The sequence below is a fragment of the Flavobacterium sp. genome (genome assembly GCF_046155325.1).
In the GTDB taxonomy this organism is placed as follows: Bacteria; Bacteroidota; Bacteroidia; order Flavobacteriales; family Flavobacteriaceae; genus Flavobacterium.
In genome coordinates this window covers 1-21,825 of sequence record NZ_JBJXDQ010000175.1, presented here as the reverse complement: position 1 = coordinate 21,825, position 21,825 = coordinate 1, and the positions used below count along the sequence as shown (strand labels likewise).

Annotated in this window: 20 protein-coding genes and 1 riboswitch; of the genes, 2 read left to right on the top strand and 18 right to left on the bottom strand. The window is 33.6% G+C overall.

The window, feature by feature from the left end:
* The 11 genes from ACKVOD_RS11955 to ACKVOD_RS11905 all read right to left on the bottom strand — a co-directional run.
* On the bottom strand, positions 1-300 hold a 300-nt coding region (locus ACKVOD_RS11955; protein ID WP_409209696.1), incomplete at its 3' end, for a BRO family protein.
* A gap of 173 nt (positions 301-473) precedes the next feature.
* The gene (locus ACKVOD_RS11950) at positions 474-1,274 is read right to left on the bottom strand and encodes a hypothetical protein (RefSeq protein WP_409209695.1); all 801 of its coding nucleotides are present in this window, start codon (positions 1,272-1,274) and stop codon (positions 474-476) included.
* A gap of 111 nt (positions 1,275-1,385) precedes the next feature.
* Positions 1,386-2,120 carry a hypothetical protein gene (locus ACKVOD_RS11945; protein ID WP_409209694.1) on the bottom strand — a complete coding sequence of 245 codons (735 nt, stop codon included), beginning with the start codon at positions 2,118-2,120 and terminating at the stop codon, positions 1,386-1,388.
* Positions 2,120-3,121 (bottom strand): homocysteine S-methyltransferase family protein, encoded by a 1,002-nt coding sequence (locus tag ACKVOD_RS11940; RefSeq protein WP_409209693.1) that lies wholly within the window; start codon positions 3,119-3,121, stop codon positions 2,120-2,122. The genes ACKVOD_RS11945 and ACKVOD_RS11940 overlap by 1 nt, the downstream gene beginning before the upstream one ends.
* 113 nt (positions 3,122-3,234) lie before the next feature.
* The gene (locus ACKVOD_RS11935) at positions 3,235-4,287 is read right to left on the bottom strand and encodes an NAD(P)/FAD-dependent oxidoreductase (protein WP_409209692.1); all 1,053 of its coding nucleotides are present in this window, start codon (positions 4,285-4,287) and stop codon (positions 3,235-3,237) included.
* Between the two features lie 4 nt (positions 4,288-4,291).
* The gene (locus ACKVOD_RS11930) at positions 4,292-4,882 is read right to left on the bottom strand and encodes a bifunctional precorrin-2 dehydrogenase/sirohydrochlorin ferrochelatase (protein WP_409209698.1); all 591 of its coding nucleotides are present in this window, start codon (positions 4,880-4,882) and stop codon (positions 4,292-4,294) included.
* A gap of 170 nt (positions 4,883-5,052) precedes the next feature.
* Complete coding sequence (locus ACKVOD_RS11925) at positions 5,053-7,143, bottom strand: HEPN domain-containing protein (protein ID WP_409209691.1); 2,091 nt, start codon at positions 7,141-7,143, stop codon at positions 5,053-5,055.
* 77 nt (positions 7,144-7,220) lie between these two features.
* On the bottom strand, positions 7,221-8,465 hold the full coding sequence (locus tag ACKVOD_RS11920; RefSeq protein ID WP_409209690.1) for a sulfate adenylyltransferase subunit 1: 1,245 nt from the start codon (positions 8,463-8,465) through the stop codon (positions 7,221-7,223).
* A 59-nt stretch (positions 8,466-8,524) separates the two neighbouring features.
* Positions 8,525-9,259, bottom strand: a complete 735-nt coding sequence (locus ACKVOD_RS11915; RefSeq protein ID WP_409209689.1) for a DUF2490 domain-containing protein — start codon at positions 9,257-9,259, stop codon at positions 8,525-8,527.
* A 3-nt stretch (positions 9,260-9,262) separates the two neighbouring features.
* Positions 9,263-10,162 carry a sulfate adenylyltransferase subunit CysD gene (cysD, locus tag ACKVOD_RS11910; RefSeq protein ID WP_409209688.1) on the bottom strand — a complete coding sequence of 300 codons (900 nt, stop codon included), beginning with the start codon at positions 10,160-10,162 and terminating at the stop codon, positions 9,263-9,265.
* Positions 10,163-10,222: 60 nt separating this feature from the next.
* Complete coding sequence (locus ACKVOD_RS11905; RefSeq protein WP_409209687.1) at positions 10,223-10,954, bottom strand: phosphoadenylyl-sulfate reductase; 732 nt, start codon at positions 10,952-10,954, stop codon at positions 10,223-10,225.
* A gap of 179 nt (positions 10,955-11,133) precedes the next feature.
* Between ACKVOD_RS11905 and ACKVOD_RS11900 the strand changes: the two genes are divergently transcribed.
* A complete protein-coding gene (locus ACKVOD_RS11900) occupies positions 11,134-11,916 on the top strand; it encodes a sulfite exporter TauE/SafE family protein (protein ID WP_409209686.1) in 783 nt (260 codons plus the stop codon).
* 28 nt (positions 11,917-11,944) lie between these two features.
* Here ACKVOD_RS11900 and ACKVOD_RS11895 read toward each other — a convergent pair whose 3' ends face one another.
* From ACKVOD_RS11895 to ACKVOD_RS11865, 7 genes are all read right to left on the bottom strand, one after another.
* Entirely contained in the window at positions 11,945-12,355 is a 411-nt protein-coding gene (locus tag ACKVOD_RS11895) for an RrF2 family transcriptional regulator (RefSeq protein ID WP_409209685.1), read from the bottom strand.
* A 79-nt stretch (positions 12,356-12,434) separates the two neighbouring features.
* Positions 12,435-13,613, bottom strand: a complete 1,179-nt coding sequence (locus tag ACKVOD_RS11890; RefSeq protein ID WP_409209684.1) for a chromate transporter — start codon at positions 13,611-13,613, stop codon at positions 12,435-12,437.
* Between the two features lie 36 nt (positions 13,614-13,649).
* On the bottom strand, positions 13,650-14,822 hold the full coding sequence (locus ACKVOD_RS11885; RefSeq protein WP_409209683.1) for a trans-sulfuration enzyme family protein: 1,173 nt from the start codon (positions 14,820-14,822) through the stop codon (positions 13,650-13,652).
* 95 nt (positions 14,823-14,917) lie between these two features.
* A complete protein-coding gene (locus ACKVOD_RS11880) occupies positions 14,918-15,370 on the bottom strand; it encodes an OsmC family protein (protein ID WP_409209682.1) in 453 nt (150 codons plus the stop codon).
* A gap of 67 nt (positions 15,371-15,437) precedes the next feature.
* Positions 15,438-18,824: a bifunctional aspartate kinase/homoserine dehydrogenase I gene (gene thrA / locus ACKVOD_RS11875; RefSeq protein WP_409209697.1), complete on the bottom strand. Its 3,387-nt coding sequence runs from the start codon at positions 18,822-18,824 to the stop codon at positions 15,438-15,440.
* Between the two features lie 79 nt (positions 18,825-18,903).
* A riboswitch (SAM riboswitch) is annotated at positions 18,904-19,008 on the bottom strand.
* A gap of 139 nt (positions 19,009-19,147) precedes the next feature.
* Positions 19,148-19,339 (bottom strand): hypothetical protein, encoded by a 192-nt coding sequence (locus tag ACKVOD_RS11870; RefSeq protein ID WP_409209681.1) that lies wholly within the window; start codon positions 19,337-19,339, stop codon positions 19,148-19,150.
* A 75-nt stretch (positions 19,340-19,414) separates the two neighbouring features.
* Positions 19,415-20,695, bottom strand: a complete 1,281-nt coding sequence (locus ACKVOD_RS11865; RefSeq protein WP_409209680.1) for an O-acetylhomoserine aminocarboxypropyltransferase/cysteine synthase family protein — start codon at positions 20,693-20,695, stop codon at positions 19,415-19,417.
* Positions 20,696-21,331: 636 nt separating this feature from the next.
* On the opposite strand from ACKVOD_RS11865, the gene ACKVOD_RS11860 reads away from it, so the two are divergent.
* The coding region (locus ACKVOD_RS11860) for an S-adenosylmethionine synthetase N-terminal domain-containing protein (RefSeq protein WP_409209679.1) at positions 21,332-21,825 on the top strand (494 nt) is incomplete at its 3' end.

Below are 21,825 nucleotides of genomic sequence, written 5' to 3'. Positions count from 1 at the left end.
CTCTGCGTTAGGTGATGGCACCGATTGAATAAGTCTAAAAATAGCTGTTGTTTTTCCAGCTAATGTTTTACGATTTTTTCCATTAGACAACATATTTACCTGGGGACAATTTGTCCCTATGTAGCTTCCCAATTCAGGATCTCGTTTTCTAATTTTCTTCAAATAATCCGTAGGGTTTTTGGAATCAGTCAATACAGAAATGACATCCACAATTGAAAAATACCATTGCTCCTCGTCATCATTCCATAAAGAACGAACTTGCTTTTGCTCGAATAGTTTTAATGCCGATTCTTTGGTCATTGTTGTTGTTTTATTATTTAAAACGGTTACAAATTGTAACTTGTTCTATCCTTAATAATTTCAATTCTTATTCCTTTTTTTATGGGCACGAGCTAGAAGCTCGCGCTAGCGTCGGGGAACACTTTGAAAAGCTAGTCTAGTTTTCCAACAAAACCCGTCCTGAACCATTTATTTTAAATATTATTTATATTTTCTTTCCTTTTTAGATTCTCTTTTTCTTTTAATTGGTTAATATTTTGTTCTTTTAATTTCGAATCTTTGATGTCTTTATCAAATTTAACTAGTAAAGAATCAATATAACCTTTTTCAAAATAATCGATTTTTATTTTTATTCCAAAAGTAATTTTTGGATCATTTGATGAAAGACGAGTAAACATTGAATTCTCTGATTTGGTCTTTCTACCTATTTGTCTAATGAATTCATCTAATTTTTTTTGTCTTTCAGTTTCATTTCCAATTCTATTAGCAATAAGCTTATAACCGAAAAGTATGTATTTGTCTTTATCTTTGTATAGTGTATATTTTAAATTCCCTAATGGATAAAAACCTCCTAATGGAATCTGTTTGACGTTTTTAATATACTTTTTATCATAAACAGGTTTAATATCGTTTAATATTTGTTCATATTTATTATTAAGAACATCTGACCGTTCATAACTAAGAGAACTAAATAACACCTCTTCATTTTTAGAATACGAAAGAGAGATTGAATGTTTATATTTATCAACATTTAAAAAATAATTTTTATTATTTAATCTAAGGACAAATTTCCCTTTTTCTAATTTATTGTTTTGATTTAACTTTTTAGATTCATTATAAAACTGATCATCTGACATATAAGGTGAAAGTGTCAAAAAAAGCGTGGGGTGAAATTCATCTTTCTTTGACTTTTCTTCAACTTTATTATTACAACTTGGTATCATTGAACAAAACAACAAACTAATTAGTGAGTAGTACGGAATTTTTAATTTCATTAACATATTTTAAAAGTTTATTAAATAATAAATCAAAAGGTCAAAACTCCCTAAGCTGGTGAATGTATCTTGCGCCTACATACAATCAAAATCACAACCTTATTAAAAAAATTAATTCCACCAAAAAGGAATATCTTCTTTCTTACCATAATTTGCAGTTTCAAAAATAACATCCATTTTTTTGAGAAGATTTTTTCTTAATTCTGTATTGTCTTTATCAAGAAACTGATCCCTCATTTCAAAATTTACTTTATTTTTTATTAATTCATAAAAATTATTTCTATACAAAATTTTCTCTTCTTTATTAGAATTGTCAAAAATTGTATCATCATCACTTTCTTCCCTTATAATCCAATTGTTCCTAGTACAAGCGTCGTGTAGAAGGGTACATCGAACACATTTGTAAAATTCTTTTGCAACTGAATCAAAATTACTTATATAATTAGACTTTTCTTTAAAACGAGAATTTAACTCTTTTAAAAATTTAACAAACTCATCACCGCTTTTCCCTCCATAATAATCTATCAAACCTTCACTAACAAGTATTGGATATTTACTCATAAATTCATTTTTATACGATAGTTTATCAAATTTACCATCAATAGTTGATTGTAAAAACTCAATTAAAGAACACGATATTGCAACCATAGAAAATCCAAAACCATCACAACTATCTTTATTATTTCTTAATAATTCAATCGGTTTAAAATATCTATTCTCAATTCTTTCATTATAAATTAGATAAACCTTTTGAAATAAATCAACGGAAGAATATTCTTTTAATTCATTTTTAATAAAAATCCAACGTTCTTTAAATTCTTTATGAGTGTTTCTTTTATTTTCCATTACATCACCGCTGTCGAAACCCTCGGTTTATAATCCTTGGCAATATCCGCAATCAACTTGATGTGTTCTGGGGTTGTCCCGCAACAACCACCAATAATATTGATCAAATTATCGTCTAAATATTCTTTGATGAAGGCCTGCATTTGCTCTGGTGTTTCGTCGTATTCTCCAAAGGCGTTTGGCAATCCAGCATTAGGATGCGCTGAAACGTTGAAAGACGTATTTTGCGACAAAGTCTGCAAATACGGCTTCAACAAATCGGCTCCTAAAGCGCAATTGAAACCCACACTCAATAACGGAATATGCGAAACCGAAACTAAAAAAGCTTCTACCGTTTGTCCGGAAAGTGTTCTTCCAGAAGCATCGGTTATCGTTCCTGAAACCATGATTGGAATATCAATATTACGTTCGTCTTTTACTTCTTCAATGGCGAAAAGTGCTGCTTTTGCATTTAGTGTATCAAAAATAGTTTCAACCAACAATAAATCACAACCGCCATCCATCAAAGCTTTAACTTGTTGTTTGTAAGCAATGCGCAAATCATCAAAAGTTACGGCACGGTAACCTGGATCGTTTACATCGGGCGACATACTAGCTGTCCTGTTTGTTGGGCCAATAGAACCGGCTACAAAACGAGGTTTGTCTGGGTTTTTTGCAGTAAATTCATCGGCTACTTTTCGAGCAATTTTTGTCGATTCGTAGTTGAGTTGGTACACATATTCTTCCAAATGATAATCCGCCATTCCGATGGTAGTCCCAGAAAAAGTATTAGTTTCAACTATGTCAGCTCCAGCTTCATAATAGGCGGCGTGAACCTCTGCAATCGCTTTGGGTTGAGTTATAGACAATAAGTCATTATTCCCCTTAAGAGAATGTGGAAAATCTTTGAACTGTTCTCCTCTAAAATCTTCTTCAGAAAAATTATAGCGTTGCAACATCGTTCCCATGGCTCCATCGAGGACGAGAATTCTTTTTTTTATGGCTTCTTGTATTGTTGACATATTTGTATCTCTCTTTTAGAAAATTTCTTTTAAAAAACCGAACTGCAAAGTAAAGCAATAGCCTTACCACTTGCAAATGGTAAGGCTATTTTGACATAGAACGTAGCATGTTTTTACGTAATAGCTTTTACCACTGCTTTTGGAGCTTCTTTACGAGTTCCGTCAAATCCATCAATTCCTGAAACTGTGGTGTATTTCATCACATGTTTTTTACCTGGATTGATAATTTGATAAGCCGCCTGACACATTAAAGTAGCTTCGTGGAAACCACAAAGTATCAATTTTAATTTCCCTGGATACGTATTTACGTCACCAATGGCAAAAATCCCTGGAATATTAGTTTGATAATCTAAAGCGTTGTTTACTTTGATAGCGTTTTTCTCGATTTCTAATCCCCAGTTAGCGATTGGTCCTAATTTTGGTGTAAGACCAAAAAGTGGAATGAAATAATCACATTTGATGTTTTGATGTGCGCCATCTTCTTCAACATCTACAGATTCTAAATGCTCCGCTCCATTTAAACCTATTACTTCTCCAGGAGTTATCATTTTGATTTTTCCTTCATTTTTTAATTCTTGTACTTTATCAACAGAATCAAGAGCACCACGAAATTCATTTCTTCTGTGAATCAAAGTTACCTCGGAAGCAATATTCGCCAAGAAAATGCTCCAGTCCAAAGCTGAATCTCCACCTCCAGAAATCACGACTCTCTTGTTCCTAAATTTTTCTGGGTTTTTGATAAAGTATTTCACACCTTTATCTTCGTAGAATTCGATATCTTCGATTAACGGTTTTCTTGGTTCAAAACTTCCTAAACCACCCGCAATAGCCACTACAGAAGCATGAAATTTTTTGCCTTTGTTAGAGGTTACAATAAAACTTCCGTCTTCTTGTTTTACTATCGTTTCTGCACGTTCACCTAGTGTAAATCCAGGTTCAAATTGCTTAATTTGTTCCATCAAATTATCGACCAAATCTCCCGCTAAAATATCTGGAAATCCCGGAATATCATAGATGGGCTTCTTTGGATATAATTCTGACAATTGTCCACCTGGTTGTGGCAATGCATCTAAAATATGACATTTTAATTTTAACAATCCTGCTTCAAAAACAGTAAATAAACCTGTTGGTCCAGCTCCTATTATAAGTATGTCTGTTTTAATCATTTTTTTATTCTTTATTTTTTAATGCTTCTGTAATTTCATTCATTTTCTGGACTTTCTCCTCGAAATTCCCTTTAATTGTTTTGCGGTATTCGTTCAGATTTTGCACCATTAGATTGATGTCTTCTGGAATCACTTCTTCAAAAAATTCTCGCAATCGCTTTGCTGTTGTAGGGGACTTTCCGTTGGTTGAAATGGCAATTTTCACGTTTCCTTTGGTTACAATTCCTCCCAAATAATAATCACACAAGGGTGGCGTATCGGCAATATTGCATATCAAATAGCGTTTACGGCACAAATCATACACTCTTTTATTTACCTTTAAATCATCGGTGCAGGCAATTACCATGTTGCGTTTACGAAGCATCCAACGATTGAATTTTTTGTAAGTCAACTTTACCGAAGGATAGTTTTTTGCTAAAGTTTCTAATTCTGACAAAAACCTTGGAGCAACAACCTCAACGTTGGCATTTGGACTCGACTTCAACATAAACGACAATTTTTCTAAACCTACGTTCCCTCCACCTACAATTAAAACTTGCAAGTTTTGCAGTTTTAGGAAGATGGGATAGAGTTCATTCAGCGCCTCCCCATCCATCCCCAAAGGAGGGGGGGCTGAGACTTGATTATTGGAATGCGATTCTTTTATTTCCATTTTAATGATTTAGAAAACTATTTCAGATTTACTTGAAATGCAAAATTACAATTCATATATACTAAAAAACTTCAAAATTAAATTCAACATCTAATTTTTATTCAATCTAAATTTTAGCCTTTCGCTAAATCTTTCGTTCTATAATTTTCGATATTTTCAAAATACGAAATCGCTTCTTGAATATATTGTTTTGCAAATACTTCAGAAGCCTCGTTCTTGTTGATTTGATATACTAAATCTTTGAAAGATTGCCCTAAATTTATTTTATTAGTTTCAACAAAAACAGTATCAAACAAATCAATTATTCCTGCATGGTGGTTTGTTTTTTGGTTTTCGGCCAACAACAATGCTTTGGCACCATTTACAAAACCTGCGTAGGCAAGGTAGATTGCGTCTGACCATTTTCCTTCTTCAAAAGCTTCTTGAGCAAATGTTAGTTTGTCCTTGGCTTCTAATATTAAAGTAGCAACTAAATCTATTACTACACCTGCACATTCGCCTATTCCTACTGCTTTTACATAATTATCGGCATTTCCCCAATCTACAAAATCAGCTGTGGTAAGATTGGTTATATCTGCTAATGGTTTCAAAAATTCGTAGAAATACTTCTCGCCTTTGGCATCATAATAATTCAGAAATGATTGTCCGTTTCCATTTGCGTCAAAATCGTTCAAGATATATCGAAGTGCTTCAGGACCTCTACGGCTTGGTATTTTGATTACCTTATCCGAAAAACGACCTTCGCCATTTCCTAAAATTCCGCCACCCAATAATACTTGCAAAGCTGGAGCAACTAATTTTCCTGAATTGATAGACATTCCTTGAAAACCAATTTCCGCCATATTATGCTGTCCACAGGCATTCATACAACCACTAATTTTAATGGCTATTTTTTTATTATTACTGTATTGTGGATATTCTGCTGCCAAAACGCGTTCTAGTTCTACTGCGATTCCAGTACTACTCGCAATTCCAAGATTACAAGTGTCGGTTCCAGGACAGGCTGTGATATCGCCAATGGTATCGTAACCTAGAGTTGCAAAATCTAATTTGCTTAATTCTTGGAAGAAAAACGGTAAATCTTCTTCTTTTACATGGCGAATAAGAATGTTTTGTCTTAGAGAAAACCGCAATTCATTTGCTGCATAATTTTTTATCAAATCGGCCAATAATCTAGCCTTATCAGTATAAAAATCGCCTAATATTACTTTGATGCCAATCGCTACATATCCTGCTTGTTTTTGAGCAATTACGTTGGATTTTTTCCAAGCTTCGAAAGCGGCTGTGTCATCAATGACAACTTTTGGAGCAACTAATAATGGTGCAGGAATTCCTCCTTCAAAAGCGGCAGTATCAATTTCGACCGTTTGGTGGGATAAAGCAAGTTTTTCTTGGTCTACTAATCTTAAAAATTCTTCTTTTCCAATTTCTTTAATCAAGAATTTCATACGTGCTTTCAAACGTTTGGCTCTTTCGCCATAACGGTCAAATATTCTCAGAACACCTTCTGCTGTTGGAATAATTTGATTTACAGGCATAAATTCTGATAACAATTCAGCATGATGTGGTTGCGATCCTAAACCTCCTCCAAGCATTACTTTAAACCCTTTTTCACCATTTACAATTTTTGGAATAAATCCTAAATCGTGTAAAAAACTCAAAGCAGTATCCTTATCCGAAGAAGAGAATGAAATTTTTACTTTTCTTCCCATTTCTTGATTAACTGGGTTTCGCAATAAAAACTGAAACAAAGCGTGCGCATAAGGGGTAACATCAAAAGGCTCTTCGGGATCAATTCCTGCTATTTCGCTAGCTGTAATATTTCTAACGGTATTCCCACAGGCTTCTCTAAGTGTAACATCATCTTTTTCTAATTCAGCCCAAAGTTGTGGTGTTTTATCCAAACTTACATAATGAATTTGGATATCCTGACGTGTAGTAATGTGCAAACGTCCTGTTGAGTATTCATCAGACACTATGCAAATACGATGCAATTGCTCACTGGATACTTTTCCGTAAGGCAATTTGATACGAATCATTTGCACACCTTCCTGACGCTGCCCGTATACACCTCTTGCTAAACGAAGACTACGAAAACGCTCGTCATCGATTTTTCCGTCACGGAATAAAGCAATTTTTCTTTCTAGATCGATAATGTCTCTTTGGACAATCGGATCTTCAATTTCTGTTCTAAAACTTTCCATACTTTTTTAGTTTATGGTTGGTTGTTTATGGTTTGATTCTAGCAGATAACTATCAACTAAAAACCATAAACTATCAACTATTTAATGAATCCTACTCCTGCAGTTGTATTTGTGGCTGCATCAATCAAAATAAATGCTCCATTTGATTTATTGTCATTGTAAGCATCAAAATATAATGCTTTGCTTAGCTTAATATTTACCTCTCCTATTTCGTTAATAGCTAGTTGTGAAGCTTCTTTTGTTCCTGAAAAATCAGTTGCTATCACATTGTTTACACTTTCAATTTTAGCCAAAACCCTATTGGTATTGTGTTGTACAAAATATTTTGCTCCAGCTACTAATTTTTTAGAATCCATCCAACAAACGGTGGTTTTAATATCTTTGTCAATGGTTGGCAACTCACTCGATTTTACAATCATATCGCCACGGGTTACATTGATATCATTTTCTAACTCAATGTTTATTGATGATCCAACAGCGGCTTCATCAAATTCTTGATCGAAAAAGTGTATTTTGGTTACTTTAGACTCTGTTAATGAAGGAAGTACTGTAACAGCATCCCCTACTTTGATATTATTTCCGTATAATTTTCCGGCGTATCCTCTAAAATCATGGTATTGCTCGGTTTTAGGACGAATTACCGTTTGCACAGGGAAACGAGCTTTTCCTTTTTCATATACATCTGCAGGCTCTAAGTCTTCCAAATGTTCTAAAATCGTTTTACCTTTGTACCAAGGCATTCCGTCTAAATGTTCTACTACATTGTCGCCAGTCAAAGCACTCAACGGAATGTAACTTACGTTTTGTTCTTTGAAGGTGCTTTTAGCATTCAATTCTTGAAAATCGGTTTTTATTTTATTGAAAACTTCTTCGGAATAATCAACCAAATCCATTTTGTTGATGGCCACAATTACTTCTTTTACTCTCAATAAATTATTGATAAAAAAGTGGCGGTAGGTTTGTTCAATTACGCCTTTACGAGCATCAATCAAAATGATTGATACTTGTGAGGTTGATGCACCTGTAACCATATTTCTAGTGTATTCTACGTGACCTGGTGTATCGGCAATGATGTAACTTTTCTTTGCTGTAGAAAAATAAATATGCGCCACATCAATTGTGATTCCTTGTTCTCTTTCGGCAACCAAACCATCGGTAGCCAAAGAAAAATCAAGATAATCATATCCTTTTTGCTTGCTGCTTTTTTCGATTGCTTCTAATTTATCGGTAGTTAACGATTGTGTGTCATATAATAATCTTCCGATTAAGGTGCTCTTTCCGTCATCTACGCTTCCTGCTGTTGCTATTTTTAAAACTTCCATTTTTAATTTTTGTTTAAGGTTTAAAGTTCAAAACTTTCAATTCCTTATTTATATACTTGTTATATTTTAAATTTTTGAAAAATGCTTATTCTAATAATGTCTCTGTCATAAAAATCAACTCCAGAAGACCTTCTTTGATAATTTTTTATAAATCCTAGCTCTACAGCAATTTTTTTATTGAAACCATATTGAAAGGCTCCATAAATTCTATTTTGGTCAAATACATTATTAACTACATTTGGCCCTCCATTGAACATCACTTCGTCGGATAGAATTGCTTTTATATAATGTTCATCGACTTGCCAAAAATTATAATCGGCTTGAACTCTAAATCGGTATCTTAAAAAAAAATCATTTCCTATATAATCACCCTTTGTATTATATGTATTCCTGAATCGCTGTTCGAATTGATATCTTTGATTAAATTCAAATTTCCCAGCTTTTTGCCTCATTGTCAAATCTTGTTGTACTCTATATTCTGGTATTTGAAAACCAGGATCAACTTCAGGGTTTTGAGTAGTTACTGAAAAATAAGCAAAACCACTTCCCACTTCGACTTTATTATTTAATTTATACCGACCAAGTATTCTAAACAACCAAACGTTTTGTTGCGTTGGGTTCAAGAAAAATCGTTCATCGACCTCTGCAACTGCAAGCCATTTTTTAGATAATTCTAGCTGCGCTACATATCTTGTCCAGAGCAAACTCTGTTGGTCTACATTTTTGGCTGTTTGGGCATTTATAACATAAAAACTAATAAATGCTATAATTAGGAACAGCTTATTGTAATTCATTTTCTAAAAATATCCTTGTTGTTTTCTTTTTTCCATTGCAGCTTCAGATCTTTTGTCGTCAATTCTTGCTCCTCTTTCAGAAATTGTAGAAGTTCTAATTTCTCCAACTACTTCTGCAATTGTTGCTGCATACGAATCAACTGCTGCCGTGCAACTCATATCTCCAACAGTTCTAAAACGAACAATTCGCTCTTCAATAACTTCGTCTTCTTCTTGATAAACGAATGGGGAATGCGACCAAATCATTCCGTCTCTTAAAAATACTTTACGCTTATGCGAAAAATAAATCGATGGAATTTCAATTTGCTCCTGTTCGATATAACTCCAAACGTCTAATTCTGTCCAGTTTGAAATTGGAAAAACACGTACATTTTGTCCATTTTCAATTTTACCATTTAACAAATCAAATAATTCTGGGCGTTGATTTTTTTCGTCCCATTGTCCAAAATCATCACGAACCGAGAAAATACGTTCTTTAGCTCTAGCTTTTTCTTCATCTCGACGGGCACCACCAATACAAGCATCAAACTTGAATTCGGCAATAGCATCTAAAAGAGTTACCGTTTGCAAACTATTTCTACTGGAATACTTTCCTGACTCTTCGACCACCTTACCTTCATCAATAGCATCTTGTACATTGCGAACTATTAATTCTAAACCTAATTCTTTAACCAATCTATCTCTAAATTCAATTGTCTCTGGAAAATTATGACCTGTATCAACATGCAATAATGGAAAAGGAATTTTGGCAGGAAAGAACGCTTTTTGTGCCAAACGCACTAATGTAATAGAATCTTTACCTCCAGAAAACAATAATACTGGCTTGTCAAACTGAGAAATTACTTCTCTAAATATGTAAATTGCTTCGCTTTCTAAAGCATTTGTTTTTAATAGTGTATTCATAATATAAGCCCCCTAACCCCCAAAGGGGGAACTGTTGGGTATAATTTGTTAATAATTAATTCAATCTTCACTATTTCCCCCTTTGGGGGCTAGGGGGCTATGCAACCCACATTCTTTATGACTGGATTCCCACGACCATCTTCCTGCTCTAATGTCTTCTCCTTCAGCAATAGCTCTTGTACATGGAGCACAACCAATACTTACAAACCCTTGTTTGTGTAAAGCGTTTTGAGGAATATTATTATCGTCAATATATTGTTGTACTTCTTGTAAAGTCCATTTCAACAATGGATTGAACTTGATGATATCGAAATTAGCATCATATTCAAAAACCGTTAAGTCATTTCTATTCTCAGATTGTTCAGCACGTAAACCAGTAATCCAAATAGCATTTCCTTTTAAAGCTTTGGTCAATGGCACTACTTTGCGAATAAAACAACATTCCTTTCTGTTTTCAACCGATTCATAAAAGCTATTAGGTCCTTTTTTGTTCAATAAATTCTCTACAGCTGATGCATCAGGAAAATAAGTCTTAATTTCAAGTTTGTATTTTTTGATTGTTCGGTGAAAAACATCATAGGTTTCTTGAAATAATCTTCCTGTGTCAAGTGTGAATATAGAAACAGGAATTTTGTTTTTAGCAATTATAGCCGTAATCACTTGATCTTCTTGACCAAAAGATGTTGAAAAAACTACCTTATCTTTGTACTCATTAGTCAAAAAACTTAAGGTCTCCTCAATAGATAAATCCTTTGTTTTTTCTAATAAATACTTTACTACAGTTGCGCTCATCTTCTTTTTTATTTACAAATCTATTTCCCTATCGGTTTAGTAGATTATTCTGCAAAAATACTACTTATTTCTAAATAACAAAATAAAAATTAGTTTTTTTAGTATCAAAAATAATAAAGTCTATTATCCCTATAGGATATAAGAAAATAATTTTTACTTTTGTCAAAAAAATTACAATTATGGACTTTCATTATGGATTAATAGTTGCTGGTTTAACCGTTGGTTTTATTGTAGGATTAACAGGTATTGGCGGTGGCTCTTTGATGACACCTATTCTATTATGGTTTGGCATACCCCCAACAAAGGCTGTTGCGGTAGATTTGTTGTATGCTGCAGTTACCAAAACTGGAGGTGCTTTTGTTCATAATAAGAAGAAAAACATCGACTGGGCCATTACGGGTTGGTTAGTATTAGGGAGTATTCCTGCTTCTTTATTGACTTTATGGATACTACACAGTATGAAAACTGACACCACTGCCATGAATGCCACCATAAAATATAGTTTGGGTTGGGCGTTATTATTTACATCGGTTGCTATCATTTTCAAAAATAAAATATTAGCCTTTTCTCAAAAACATGCTGGTGACAAATTTCATAAAGAAAGTAAAACTCAAAATGCATTAACCATATTAATTGGTGTAATGTTAGGAGCTGTTGTAACGCTAACATCAATTGGAGCTGGCGCTTTAGGAACAGTTACTTTATTTTTCTTATACCCACTTTTACCAACTCCAAAATTAGTTGGAACTGAAATTGCTCATGCTATTCCATTAACCTTGGTAGCTGGTTTGGGTCATGCTTCTATGGGGAATATGGATTTTGGTCTTTTAGGTCAGTTACTAATCGGCTCACTTCCAGGAATTTATTTTGGCAGTTTGTTGAGCGGTAAAGTACCTGATTTATTGCTTAGAAATGCAATTGCAATTATGCTGTTTTTTGTGGGTTATAAATTAGTGTTTTAGTTCTAATACTTTTTTTTAAAACAATTCTTTACAAAGCAATATCAGCAAGTGTATTGTTTTCTAAAATCATCAAAGTATTATCTCGAACTTCCATCATTAATTTTCGAACTGCACAAGCTGCTTCATCAGTACAATCATCACACTTTTCATAAAAATTATGACTAGCACAAGGCAATAAAGCTATTGGTCCTTCGAGAATGCGATAGACTTTTGCCATATTAATCTCTTGAGGCTCTTTTATCAAATAATAGCCTCCTCCCTTTCCTTTTTTGGCTCCGAGAAAACCAGAATGACGCAGGAGCAACAAAATACTTTCCAGAAATTTAATCGAAATGTGCTCTGCCTTTGCAATATCAGCAATAGCAACAGGGGTTTGATCTTCTTGGCGTGCCAAAAAAGTCAGAGCTTTGATACCGTATTTTGTTTTTTTAGAGAGCATTTGAATTCGTTTTTACAAAATGGTTAAAAACAAAAATACATTAAAGTTTCCAAATAAAACAAACTGTCTTTTTAACACCCTAAATCATTTTTATAAGCAATCCAGCAATTGCCGAAATCAAAATAATATAGGGCTCTTTGCAATTTTTGATATAAAGTAATGCCAAAACAGCTAAAACGGCAATAATTACTGTGGTTATATCAGTGATACTTCGAGTTCCAATAATAAATACTGCACCAACTAATGATCCAATTACCGAAGCTGTAATTCCATCGACGAACGCTTTTATAGATTGGTTGTTTCCATATTTTTTGAAATAAGGAGCAAACAAAATAGTAAACAAATAACAGGGTAAGAAAGTAGCTATGGCCGCAACACAAGCACCTGCAAATCCGTTGACCAAATACCCAATAAACGCCACAGTTATTACAACTGGTCCAGGTGTAATCATCGCTACGGCAACAGCATCAACAAATTGTTTTTCGGTAAGCCAATGGTATTCGGCAACAACACCGCTATGCAAAAAGGGTACAATTGCCAATCCGCTTCCAAAAACAAAAGCACCAGCTTTGGTAAAAAACCAAGCGATTTTTGTTAATGTTCCAGCTTCGTATGTCCAAAATCCTATAAAACCAACAACGAATACACTTGCATTTTTGGGTCTCGTTATCCAAACCGGAGGAGCTTTTACCAACATATAAATCAACCCCGTAGCAATAAAAAGCATCAGACTTTCGGTTTCTGTTATTACCGTAATTAAAATTCCGATACCGTAAAACAACCACAAAAGCCAGTTTTTTTGGAATGATTCTAGGTTTAATTTTCCAATAGATTTAGTAGTTAATTTGTAACTACTCAAAAGAATAATCCCAATTACAGATGCTCCAACTCCGTAAAAAACAGCTTGCATCCAAGATAATCCACCGTACAATTTATAAGCAATACCCAACATCAAAACCATAATAAACGAAGGTAACACAAACAAAACACCACACAAAGTTGCCCCAATTATGCCATAATGAACATAACCTAAATAAATACTTAATTGAGCTGCCATAGGACCTGGAGCCAATTGTGATAGGGCAAGTCCTTCTTTGTATTCATCTTCAGAAATCCATTTTCGATCTTCAACCAAATCTCGATGCATGTAATTGACCAATGCAACTGGACCTCCGAAACCAGAATAGCCTAGTTTTAGAAAATAAAGTGCCAATTGTTTTAAGCTATATTTTTCCAATATCTTCTTGATTGAAAGCATTATCAAAATTTAAAACTTTGACAATGCTAAAAATTCCTAAGCTAAAGCCTGTTCCAAATCAGCAATGACATCCTTAACGGTTTCTAGTCCTACTGAAACACGAACCAAACCATCGGTAATACTCACTGCTAAACGTTCCTCTACAGACAATTTACTATGAGTTGTTGAAGCTGGATGCGTTACAATCGTTCTGGTATCTCCTAAATTTGGTGATAGAGAACATAATTTTATTTTATCTAAAAAGGCTCTACCCGCTTCAATACCTCCTTTGATTTCAAATGCAACTATATTACCTCCTAATTTCATTTGCTTTTTGGCAATTTCATATTGAGGGTGTGATTTCAAAAATGGATATTTTACCAGACTCACATTTGGATGTTGTTCCAAAAATTCGGCTACTTTCAATGCGTTTTCGCAATGTCTATCTAAACGGATCGCCAAAGTTTCTAAACTTTTGGACAATACCCAGGCATTAAATGGTGATAATGAAGGCCCTGTCAATCTAGAAAACAAATAAATTTTTTGAATCAATTCGGTGTCGCCAACTGTTATTCCGCCCAACACTCTACCTTGACCATCCATTAATTTAGTAGCAGAATGGATAACCAAATCGGCTCCCCATTTTATAGGTTGTTGCAAATAGGGAGTGGCAAAACAGTTGTCGATGATCAAAATCAGATTGTGCTTTTTAGCAATTGCTCCAAGTAATTCTAAGTCAATAATATCGACTGCTGGATTGGTAGGTGATTCAGCAAAAAGAATTTTGGTATTCGGCTGAATACAACTTTCAATCGTTTCGGGTTTATTAATATCGAAATAAGTAGTTTCTATTCCCCATTTTGGAAAATAATTAATAAATAAGGAGTGTGTCGCTCCAAATACACTACTTGCCGAAACAATATGATCGCCTGAGTTTAACAAAGCTGCTAAGGTGGAATAGACTGCTGCCATTCCAGATGCGAAAGCAAATCCCGACTCGGCGCCTTCCATTTGACACACTTTATCGATAAACTCGTTGGTATTCGGATTACTGTATCGGCTATAAATATTTCTGTCTTTCTCATCGGCAAAAGAAGCACGCATATCTTCAGCATCCTCAAATACAAAACTGGATGTTAAATATAAGGGCACAGAGTGTTCTAGAAATTGTGTGCGCTCTAATTGAGTGCGGATGGCCTGGGTTTCGAAGCCGTATTCTTGTTCGTTCATTGTAAAAGTTATAAGCCCATCCCCAGCCCTTCCCAAAGGGAAGGGAGCCGAAAGTGGATTGTTATTATAAATTAAATCTGCAAAAATAATTCTATTTATTTGTTGCTAGTTCCCCCTTCGGGGGTTAGGGGGCTTCCATTCAAAACTACTTTATAATGTATTGTTGCAGTTGGTTCGACAGTTTTAGCTACCGAGCAATATTTTTCGAATGACAATTGCGCAGCTTTTAAGGCTTTGTCTTCTTTTATGTTACCTTCTAGATAAAAAACCACATAAATATTTTTGAATGGTTTGGCATCTCCTACTTCTTCTCTTATGCCTTCAACATCGGCTTTGAAAGAAGCTATTTCTTGGCGTTGCTTTTTTAAAATCGAAATCATATCTATTCCGCTACAACCTGCCACACCCATCAATACTAATTCCATTGGACTTGGTCCCATATCATTACCTCCAAAATCAGGGCGTGCATCTACATTTACAATATGTCCACGTTCGTTTTTCAATTCGAAGTGAAAGTTTTCGTTTACTCTGTTTAATGTTACTTTCATTGTTATATTTTTTAAATCTGAAACCAAAAATCGTTAATCTGCTCCCGAAGCTTCGGGACTGAAATCCCTACCCTTTTTCTGATAATCTCAAAATATCGCCAAAAACTCCTCTAGCTGTTACTGCCGATCCAGCTCCAGCTCCTTGAATCACTATTGGTCTATCACCATAGGATTCAGTATAAATTTCGAAGAAAGAATCTGACCCTTTCAAACTTCCTAAAGGAGTATCTGAAGGTACAGAAACTAATTTTACTTCTAGATTTCCTTTATCATTTTGTAGGTTTCCTGATAATTCACCGATGTATCGCAACACATGATTTGGTACTTGTGCTGACTTTATTTTATTATAAATAGGATCAAACACTTCTAACTTATTTAAAAAATCTGCTACGTTCCCTTCTCGTAAATGTTCTGGAATTAAGTTTTCAATATTGATTTCATCAAACTCGTTTTGTAAATCTAATTCTCTAGCTAAAATTAATAATTTTCTACCCACATCATTACCACATAAATCTTCTCTTGGATCAGGTTCTGTATATCCATTATCGATGGCTTCTTTCAAAATTTGACTAAAAGGAACGTCTTTTGAAGAAAAATTATTGAACAAATAACTCAACGTTCCAGAAAAAACGCCTTTAATCTTAGTAATATTCTCGCCTGAAAGATGTAATAATTTGATGGTATCAATCAAAGGCAAACCAGCTCCAACATTGGTTTCGTATAAATAGTTTTTTTGATTTTCTTCCAATACTTTTCTTAAGTTTTTATAAAAAGAATAGCTTAAAGTATTGGCCACTTTATTTGATGAAATCAAATCAAAACTATTTTCAGCCAATGAAATATAATTATCTACAAACGATGCACTCGCGGTATTGTCAATTGCAATCAAATTTTCAAGATGATTATCTTTAGCAAAATCTATTATATCATTAATAGTATAAGCAAAACCATTGGTTTGAATTTCATTTTTCCAATTAGGTGGAACTCCATTTTTGTTTAAAAGCACATTCTGTGAATTGGCAATTGAAAAAACATTTAATTTAATTCCTTTGCGTTTTTCAATGGCCTCAGCTGATTCTAGAATTTGGTTTATCAAAGTTCCTCCTACTAATCCGTGACCAAAAATGGCTATATTTATTTTCTTTGAAACTCCAAAAATCTCACCATGAATAACATTCAAAGCTTTGTTAAGTTGTGTTTTCTTGACCACCAAACTCACGTTTTTTCCTGTTACCGTATTGTTAAAAAGTATAGGAATTATTTTGTTTTTAATCAAAGCTGAATATGGTTTGTGAAAAGTACTCAAATCCTGTCCGATGATTGAAATTACCGAAACATCATCCGTAATGGAGATTTTATTGACATCTTTTGAATAAAAATCATTTTCGAATTCTTTCTCTAATTCTACTACTGCTTTGGTCGCCTTATCAGCAGATACAACCAAACCAATTCCTCGCTCAGAAGAACCTTGTGATATAATGCTTACACTAATATCATGATCGCCCATTACTTTAAAAATACGAGCGTCAACTCCTGTTTTTCCAAGCAAACCTCTACCTTCAAGATTTACCAAGGAAACATTATCTAAAACCGAAAGGGTTTTAATTCCCTCTTTATTTGAAGTTGAAGTAATTAATGTTCCTTTATTATCATTATTAAATGTATTTAAAATACGCAAGGGAATGTTTTTTTCTAGTAAAGGAATTATCGTTTTGGCATGCAAAATTGTCGCTCCAAAATTGGCAATTTCATTGGCTTCATTAAAGGACAAACGGTCAATTTTCTTGGCATCAGATACCAATTCTGGGTTTGCCGTATAAATTCCATCTACGTTGGTATAAATTTGAAGTTCTTCGGCATTGATGTAATTAGCAATTAACGATGCAGTATAATTGCTGCCATTTCGTCCTAAAGTGGTCACCTCATCTTTGCTGTTCGAACCAATAAAACCAGTAATAATATTTACCGTATTCTTATTGTCTTTAAAAAATTGAATCACATTTTTTTTAGAAATTTGCTCTAAAGGTTGAGCGTCTCCAAAATTTGAATCTGTTTTAAATAAAATTCTTGTGTCGGTAAAAAGGGTATTAATTCCTTTTTCTGATAAAACTGCGGCTATTAATTTTGCCGATATTACTTCCCCTAATGAAAGTACTTGATCTTTAATTTTTTGACTATAATCACCAATCAAACTAACTCCTTCAAAAAGTTTATCTAGTTTTTCAAACTCTACTGATAAGTCAACATTGCTATAATCGGCTTGTTGATATTCTTTGAAACTTTCTAATAAAGGTTTATAGTTTCTATTTTTACTAGCAATAGTCAAAATGTCATCTAATTCATCAGTAGCATTACCACGTGCTGAAACCACTACTGCAATATGTTCTCCTTTGTTTTTATTATCAATGATGATATCCAAAACAGTATTTATTCCTTCTCCATTGGCTAAAGATTTACCGCCAAATTTTAATATTTTCATCTTTCTTTTATTATTAAAAACAACTTCTAATAAACTATCTAATTGTTCGTATTCTATTAAAAATGCATCGTGTCCGTGTTGCGAATCTATTTCGCTATAGAAAACATTGTTTTTGAACTTTTTAATTTCATGATATGTTTCTCGGTTTTCATTTGCCGTAAAAAATAAGTCTGAATTAATTCCAATAATATGTATATCGGCTTCAATATCAGTAATTATAGACTCAAACGAAGTTCTATTTCGAGTAATATCGATGGTTTTAAGCAACTGATTCATAATCTTATAAGCCGAAAGTTGAAATCTTTTTTGAAGTTTTTCGCCGTGATGATTCAACCAACTTTCTACTTTAAAAGACTCTAAATGCTCGTTTGTATTTCGCTGAAACTTTTCCTTGAAAGACTCAGGAGTTCGATAACACAACATCGCATGAATCCTAGCATCTTCAATGGGTTTACGAGAATTATTGAGGATTTGCTCTTGTAAATAACAATTAGCGATTAGCCAATCCGTAGATTTCCAATCGGTAGCAATAGGAATAAAATGCTGGGTTATTTTAGGTTCTAATGCGACCATTTCCCAACCAATTCCTCCACCTACAGAACCTCCAATAAGAGCAAATAATCGTTCTACTTTTAGATAGCGAATACCCTCTAAGAAAACTCGAGCAATATCTCGGGCATTGAAGTCTAAATAGTTATCTATAGTATGTACATCAAAACCATTGCCTGGCACATTAAACGAAAGGATGGTGTATTTTCGAATATCAATTGTTTTATCAACCCCAATTAGGTCATTCCACCAGCCATTTTCACCTATAACAACTGCATTTCCTGTCAAGGCATGATTAATCATAACTATTGGAGCAGTGTTTAATTCTGGACCAAAAATTTCTAAACTTAGATTTATTGTAGGGTAAAAACCACCACTTTCGGTAGTGAAATTTTTAATTATTATTGATGTTGGTTTATTTTCCAATTTCAAATCTTTTGTTTTTATGATTTGTGTTTGGAAATATTAGAAAGAAAAACTAGGAGTAAAACTAGATGATTTATTGTTGTTATCTTTTCACGCAAGCGTGATAGAATGTAGCACCTTTCGTTTGAGGCGTAGGTTGCTAAGCTTTCATCGGGTCTATTCCCTCGAGCTTTCTTTATAACATTTCAGTACAGTTGTGAACTTAACAGTGCAAATTAAATGCTTTTTTTTTTAACAACCAAATTTCACGCAAAATGGTTTATTAATTTTAAATAACAACATTAGAATCATTCATAGACTCTAATGTTGTTTATTATTTAACTTTAAATAAAAAGAGTTTCATTCTCTTCACTATACATTTGAGACAAAGAAGTATTTGAAGTTAGTTTTAATTTTCCTCCTAAACTTTTAAATTTAACTTTTATATTCTCATTGTTATCTTCTGTTTTTTTTGATTTCAATATTAAACCTTTAAAAAACTGAAATGCTGCTATGATATATTTTAATATTTTCATGATCTTTTGGTATTAGATTATTTTACTTTTATATAGAACATATTGAAATCAGTTTTTTAAGTTCAATATGTTGATTTATGCTTTTAAATTTTCAAAAACAGACTTTAAATCGGCTTTCAAGTCTTCTATGTCTTCTAGTCCGACCGAGAGTCTGATTAAATCTTTAGTGACTCCTGTTGCGACTTGTTCTTCGGCTGACAACTGTTGATGCGTTGTACTTGCAGGATGAATAATCAATGATTTTGTGTCACCAATATTAGCTAATAATGAAAAAAGCTTCGTTTCATCGGCTACTTTTTTTGCAGCATCAAATCCTCCTTTTAGTCCGAAAGTTAGCAATCCGTTTTGTCCTTTAGGTAAATATTTAGTTACTAAATGATTATATTTACTAGACTTCAAGCCTGGATAATTTACCCATGCTACTTCATTTTGACTTTCTAACCATTGTGCCAATGCCAAACCATTCTCGCTATGCTTTTGGACACGAACTGGTAAAGTTTCTAATCCTTGAATAATTTGAAAAGCATTAAATGGACTTAAAGCAGCGCCAAAATCACGTAATCCTTCAATTCTAACTTTAGCTATAAAAGCTGCTGCTCCCAGAGCATCGTGATAGACCAAACCGTGATATGCTGGCGATGGTTCTGTAAATTCAGGAAATCTTCCGCTACTCCAGTCGAAAGTTCCAGCATCTATTATTGCTCCTCCTAACGATGTTCCGTTTCCGGAGATGTATTTTGTCAATGAATGAATGACAATATTGGCTCCAAACTGAATTGGGTTTAGTAAATAAGGGGATGGAACTGTGTTATCAACTATAAATGGAACTTTAAATGCTTTAGCTTCTTTCGAAATCGCTTCTAAATCCAAAATATCTAGTTTAGGATTCCCTAAACTTTCTGCAAAGAACACTTTTGTGTTTTCTTGGGCAGCTTTTGTAAAATTAGAAGCGTCAGAAGGATCAACAAAAGTGGTTGTTATTCCCAATCTTGGTAGGGTTGCTTTCAAAAGATTATAGGTTCCTCCATATAAACTATTGGAAGCAACAATATGATCTCCTGTTTTTAGTAAAACCAATAAGGACGTTGCAATAGCAGCGGTTCCAGAAGCTGTTACAACTGCTGCAATTCCACCTTCAAGAGCCGCCAATCGCTGTTCTAAAATATCATTAGTCGGATTATTTAATCTGGTATAAATAAATCCTGCTTCTGCTAGTCCAAATAAATTAGCCGCATGATCTGAATTGTTAAAGACATAAGAACTAGTTTGATAAATAGGCACCGCTCTTGTTCCTGCTGTTTTAGTGACGTCGTGTCCTGCGTGTAATGCATTGGTTGCGAATTTTTGAGTACTCATAATAAATTGATTTTAGATTTTATTGTTTTAATTTTTAAATATTTTAATTTTTTTAATCCTAAAACAAAAACCCTTTTAGAAAAATATCCAAAAGGGTTTTAAGTTTTGATATAACTTATACTTTCGGAATCAACAGACATAAACAAAGGTCATAGACATCATACAAATCATTGATTTGACATTAAATAAATTTATTTGTTGTTGATTTAGATTGTTCATGTAATATAATTTGAATTGTAATTTACAAAAAAAGCCTCCCGATTTGAGGGAGGCTTTTGCTATATAATTTGGTTTAAATTGAAGTAATAAACTACCCACAGGATTTTTCCTGCATGGTTTTTGAAATAGTGCAAACATTTAAATTCATTTTGTTTTATTTATCTTGACACAAAATTGCAAACTTTAATTGAATTATCCAAATAATTTTAAAAAAATATTCTAAGTAACAACTAAATACAAAATATTAAAATCAAAATGGTTTTTCAATTCAAAATGGTTTCATACATTTGCACACAAATTTCAGAGGAAAAATTTGAACTGATTGCAACCTCGTAAAAAAAATGCTAAAGCAGGAACTCTCCTTTAGCCTTTTACAGCAATTATTTTTCCTCACCTTAATTAAAAAACTATATTATTATGGCTTATTTATTTACGTCAGAATCTGTGAGCGAAGGACATCCTGATAAGGTTGCAGATCAAATTTCGGATGCATTAATTGATAATTTCTTAGCTTTTGATCCTGAATCTAAAGTAGCTTGTGAAACTCTAGTAACTACTGGACAAGTAATTTTGGCTGGTGAAGTAAAGTCGAACACCTACCTTGATGTGCAACAAATTGCTAGAGATGTAATCAAAAAAATTGGGTACACAAAAAGCGAATACATGTTTGAAGCCAATTCTTGTGGTGTTCTTTCTGCTATTCATGAACAATCTGCCGACATCAATCAAGGTGTTGATAGAGCGAGTAAAGAAGAACAAGGTGCAGGTGATCAAGGAATGATGTTTGGTTACGCCACCAACGAAACCGAAAATTTCATGCCTTTGGCTTTAGATTTATCGCATAAATTACTACAAGAACTAGCTGTTTTACGTCGTGAAAATAATGAAATCAACTATTTGCGTCCTGATGC

What these genes read in the sequence shown, in the direction of transcription:
- ACKVOD_RS11880 (WP_409209682.1), bottom strand. Translation starts at nt 15,370, where the DNA reads ATGAAAGTAACATTAAACAGAGTAAACGAAAACTTTCACTTCGAATTG.
- ACKVOD_RS11925 (WP_409209691.1), bottom strand. Translation starts at nt 7,143, where the DNA reads ATGGAAAGTTTTAGAACAGAAATTGAAGATCCGATTGTCCAAAGAGAC.
- ACKVOD_RS11945 (WP_409209694.1), bottom strand. Translation starts at nt 2,120, where the DNA reads ATGGAAAATAAAAGAAACACTCATAAAGAATTTAAAGAACGTTGGATT.
- ACKVOD_RS11950 (WP_409209695.1), bottom strand. Translation starts at nt 1,274, where the DNA reads ATGAAATTAAAAATTCCGTACTACTCACTAATTAGTTTGTTGTTTTGT.
- ACKVOD_RS11915 (WP_409209689.1), bottom strand. Translation starts at nt 9,259, where the DNA reads ATGAATTACAATAAGCTGTTCCTAATTATAGCATTTATTAGTTTTTAT.
- ACKVOD_RS11870 (WP_409209681.1), bottom strand. Translation starts at nt 19,339, where the DNA reads ATGAAAATATTAAAATATATCATAGCAGCATTTCAGTTTTTTAAAGGT.
- ACKVOD_RS11885 (WP_409209683.1), bottom strand. Translation starts at nt 14,822, where the DNA reads ATGAACGAACAAGAATACGGCTTCGAAACCCAGGCCATCCGCACTCAA.
- ACKVOD_RS11940 (WP_409209693.1), bottom strand. Translation starts at nt 3,121, where the DNA reads ATGTCAACAATACAAGAAGCCATAAAAAAAAGAATTCTCGTCCTCGAT.
- ACKVOD_RS11905 (WP_409209687.1), bottom strand. Translation starts at nt 10,954, where the DNA reads ATGAGCGCAACTGTAGTAAAGTATTTATTAGAAAAAACAAAGGATTTA.
- ACKVOD_RS11895 (WP_409209685.1), bottom strand. Translation starts at nt 12,355, where the DNA reads ATGCTCTCTAAAAAAACAAAATACGGTATCAAAGCTCTGACTTTTTTG.
- ACKVOD_RS11930 (WP_409209698.1), bottom strand. Translation starts at nt 4,882, where the DNA reads ATGGATGGGGAGGCGCTGAATGAACTCTATCCCATCTTCCTAAAACTG.
- ACKVOD_RS11935 (WP_409209692.1), bottom strand. Translation starts at nt 4,287, where the DNA reads ATGATTAAAACAGACATACTTATAATAGGAGCTGGACCAACAGGTTTA.
- ACKVOD_RS11865 (WP_409209680.1), bottom strand. Translation starts at nt 20,695, where the DNA reads ATGAGTACTCAAAAATTCGCAACCAATGCATTACACGCAGGACACGAC.
- ACKVOD_RS11900 (WP_409209686.1), top strand. Translation starts at nt 11,134, where the DNA reads ATGGACTTTCATTATGGATTAATAGTTGCTGGTTTAACCGTTGGTTTT.
- cysD (WP_409209688.1), bottom strand. Translation starts at nt 10,162, where the DNA reads ATGAATACACTATTAAAAACAAATGCTTTAGAAAGCGAAGCAATTTAC.
- ACKVOD_RS11920 (WP_409209690.1), bottom strand. Translation starts at nt 8,465, where the DNA reads ATGGAAGTTTTAAAAATAGCAACAGCAGGAAGCGTAGATGACGGAAAG.
- ACKVOD_RS11890 (WP_409209684.1), bottom strand. Translation starts at nt 13,613, where the DNA reads ATGCTTTCAATCAAGAAGATATTGGAAAAATATAGCTTAAAACAATTG.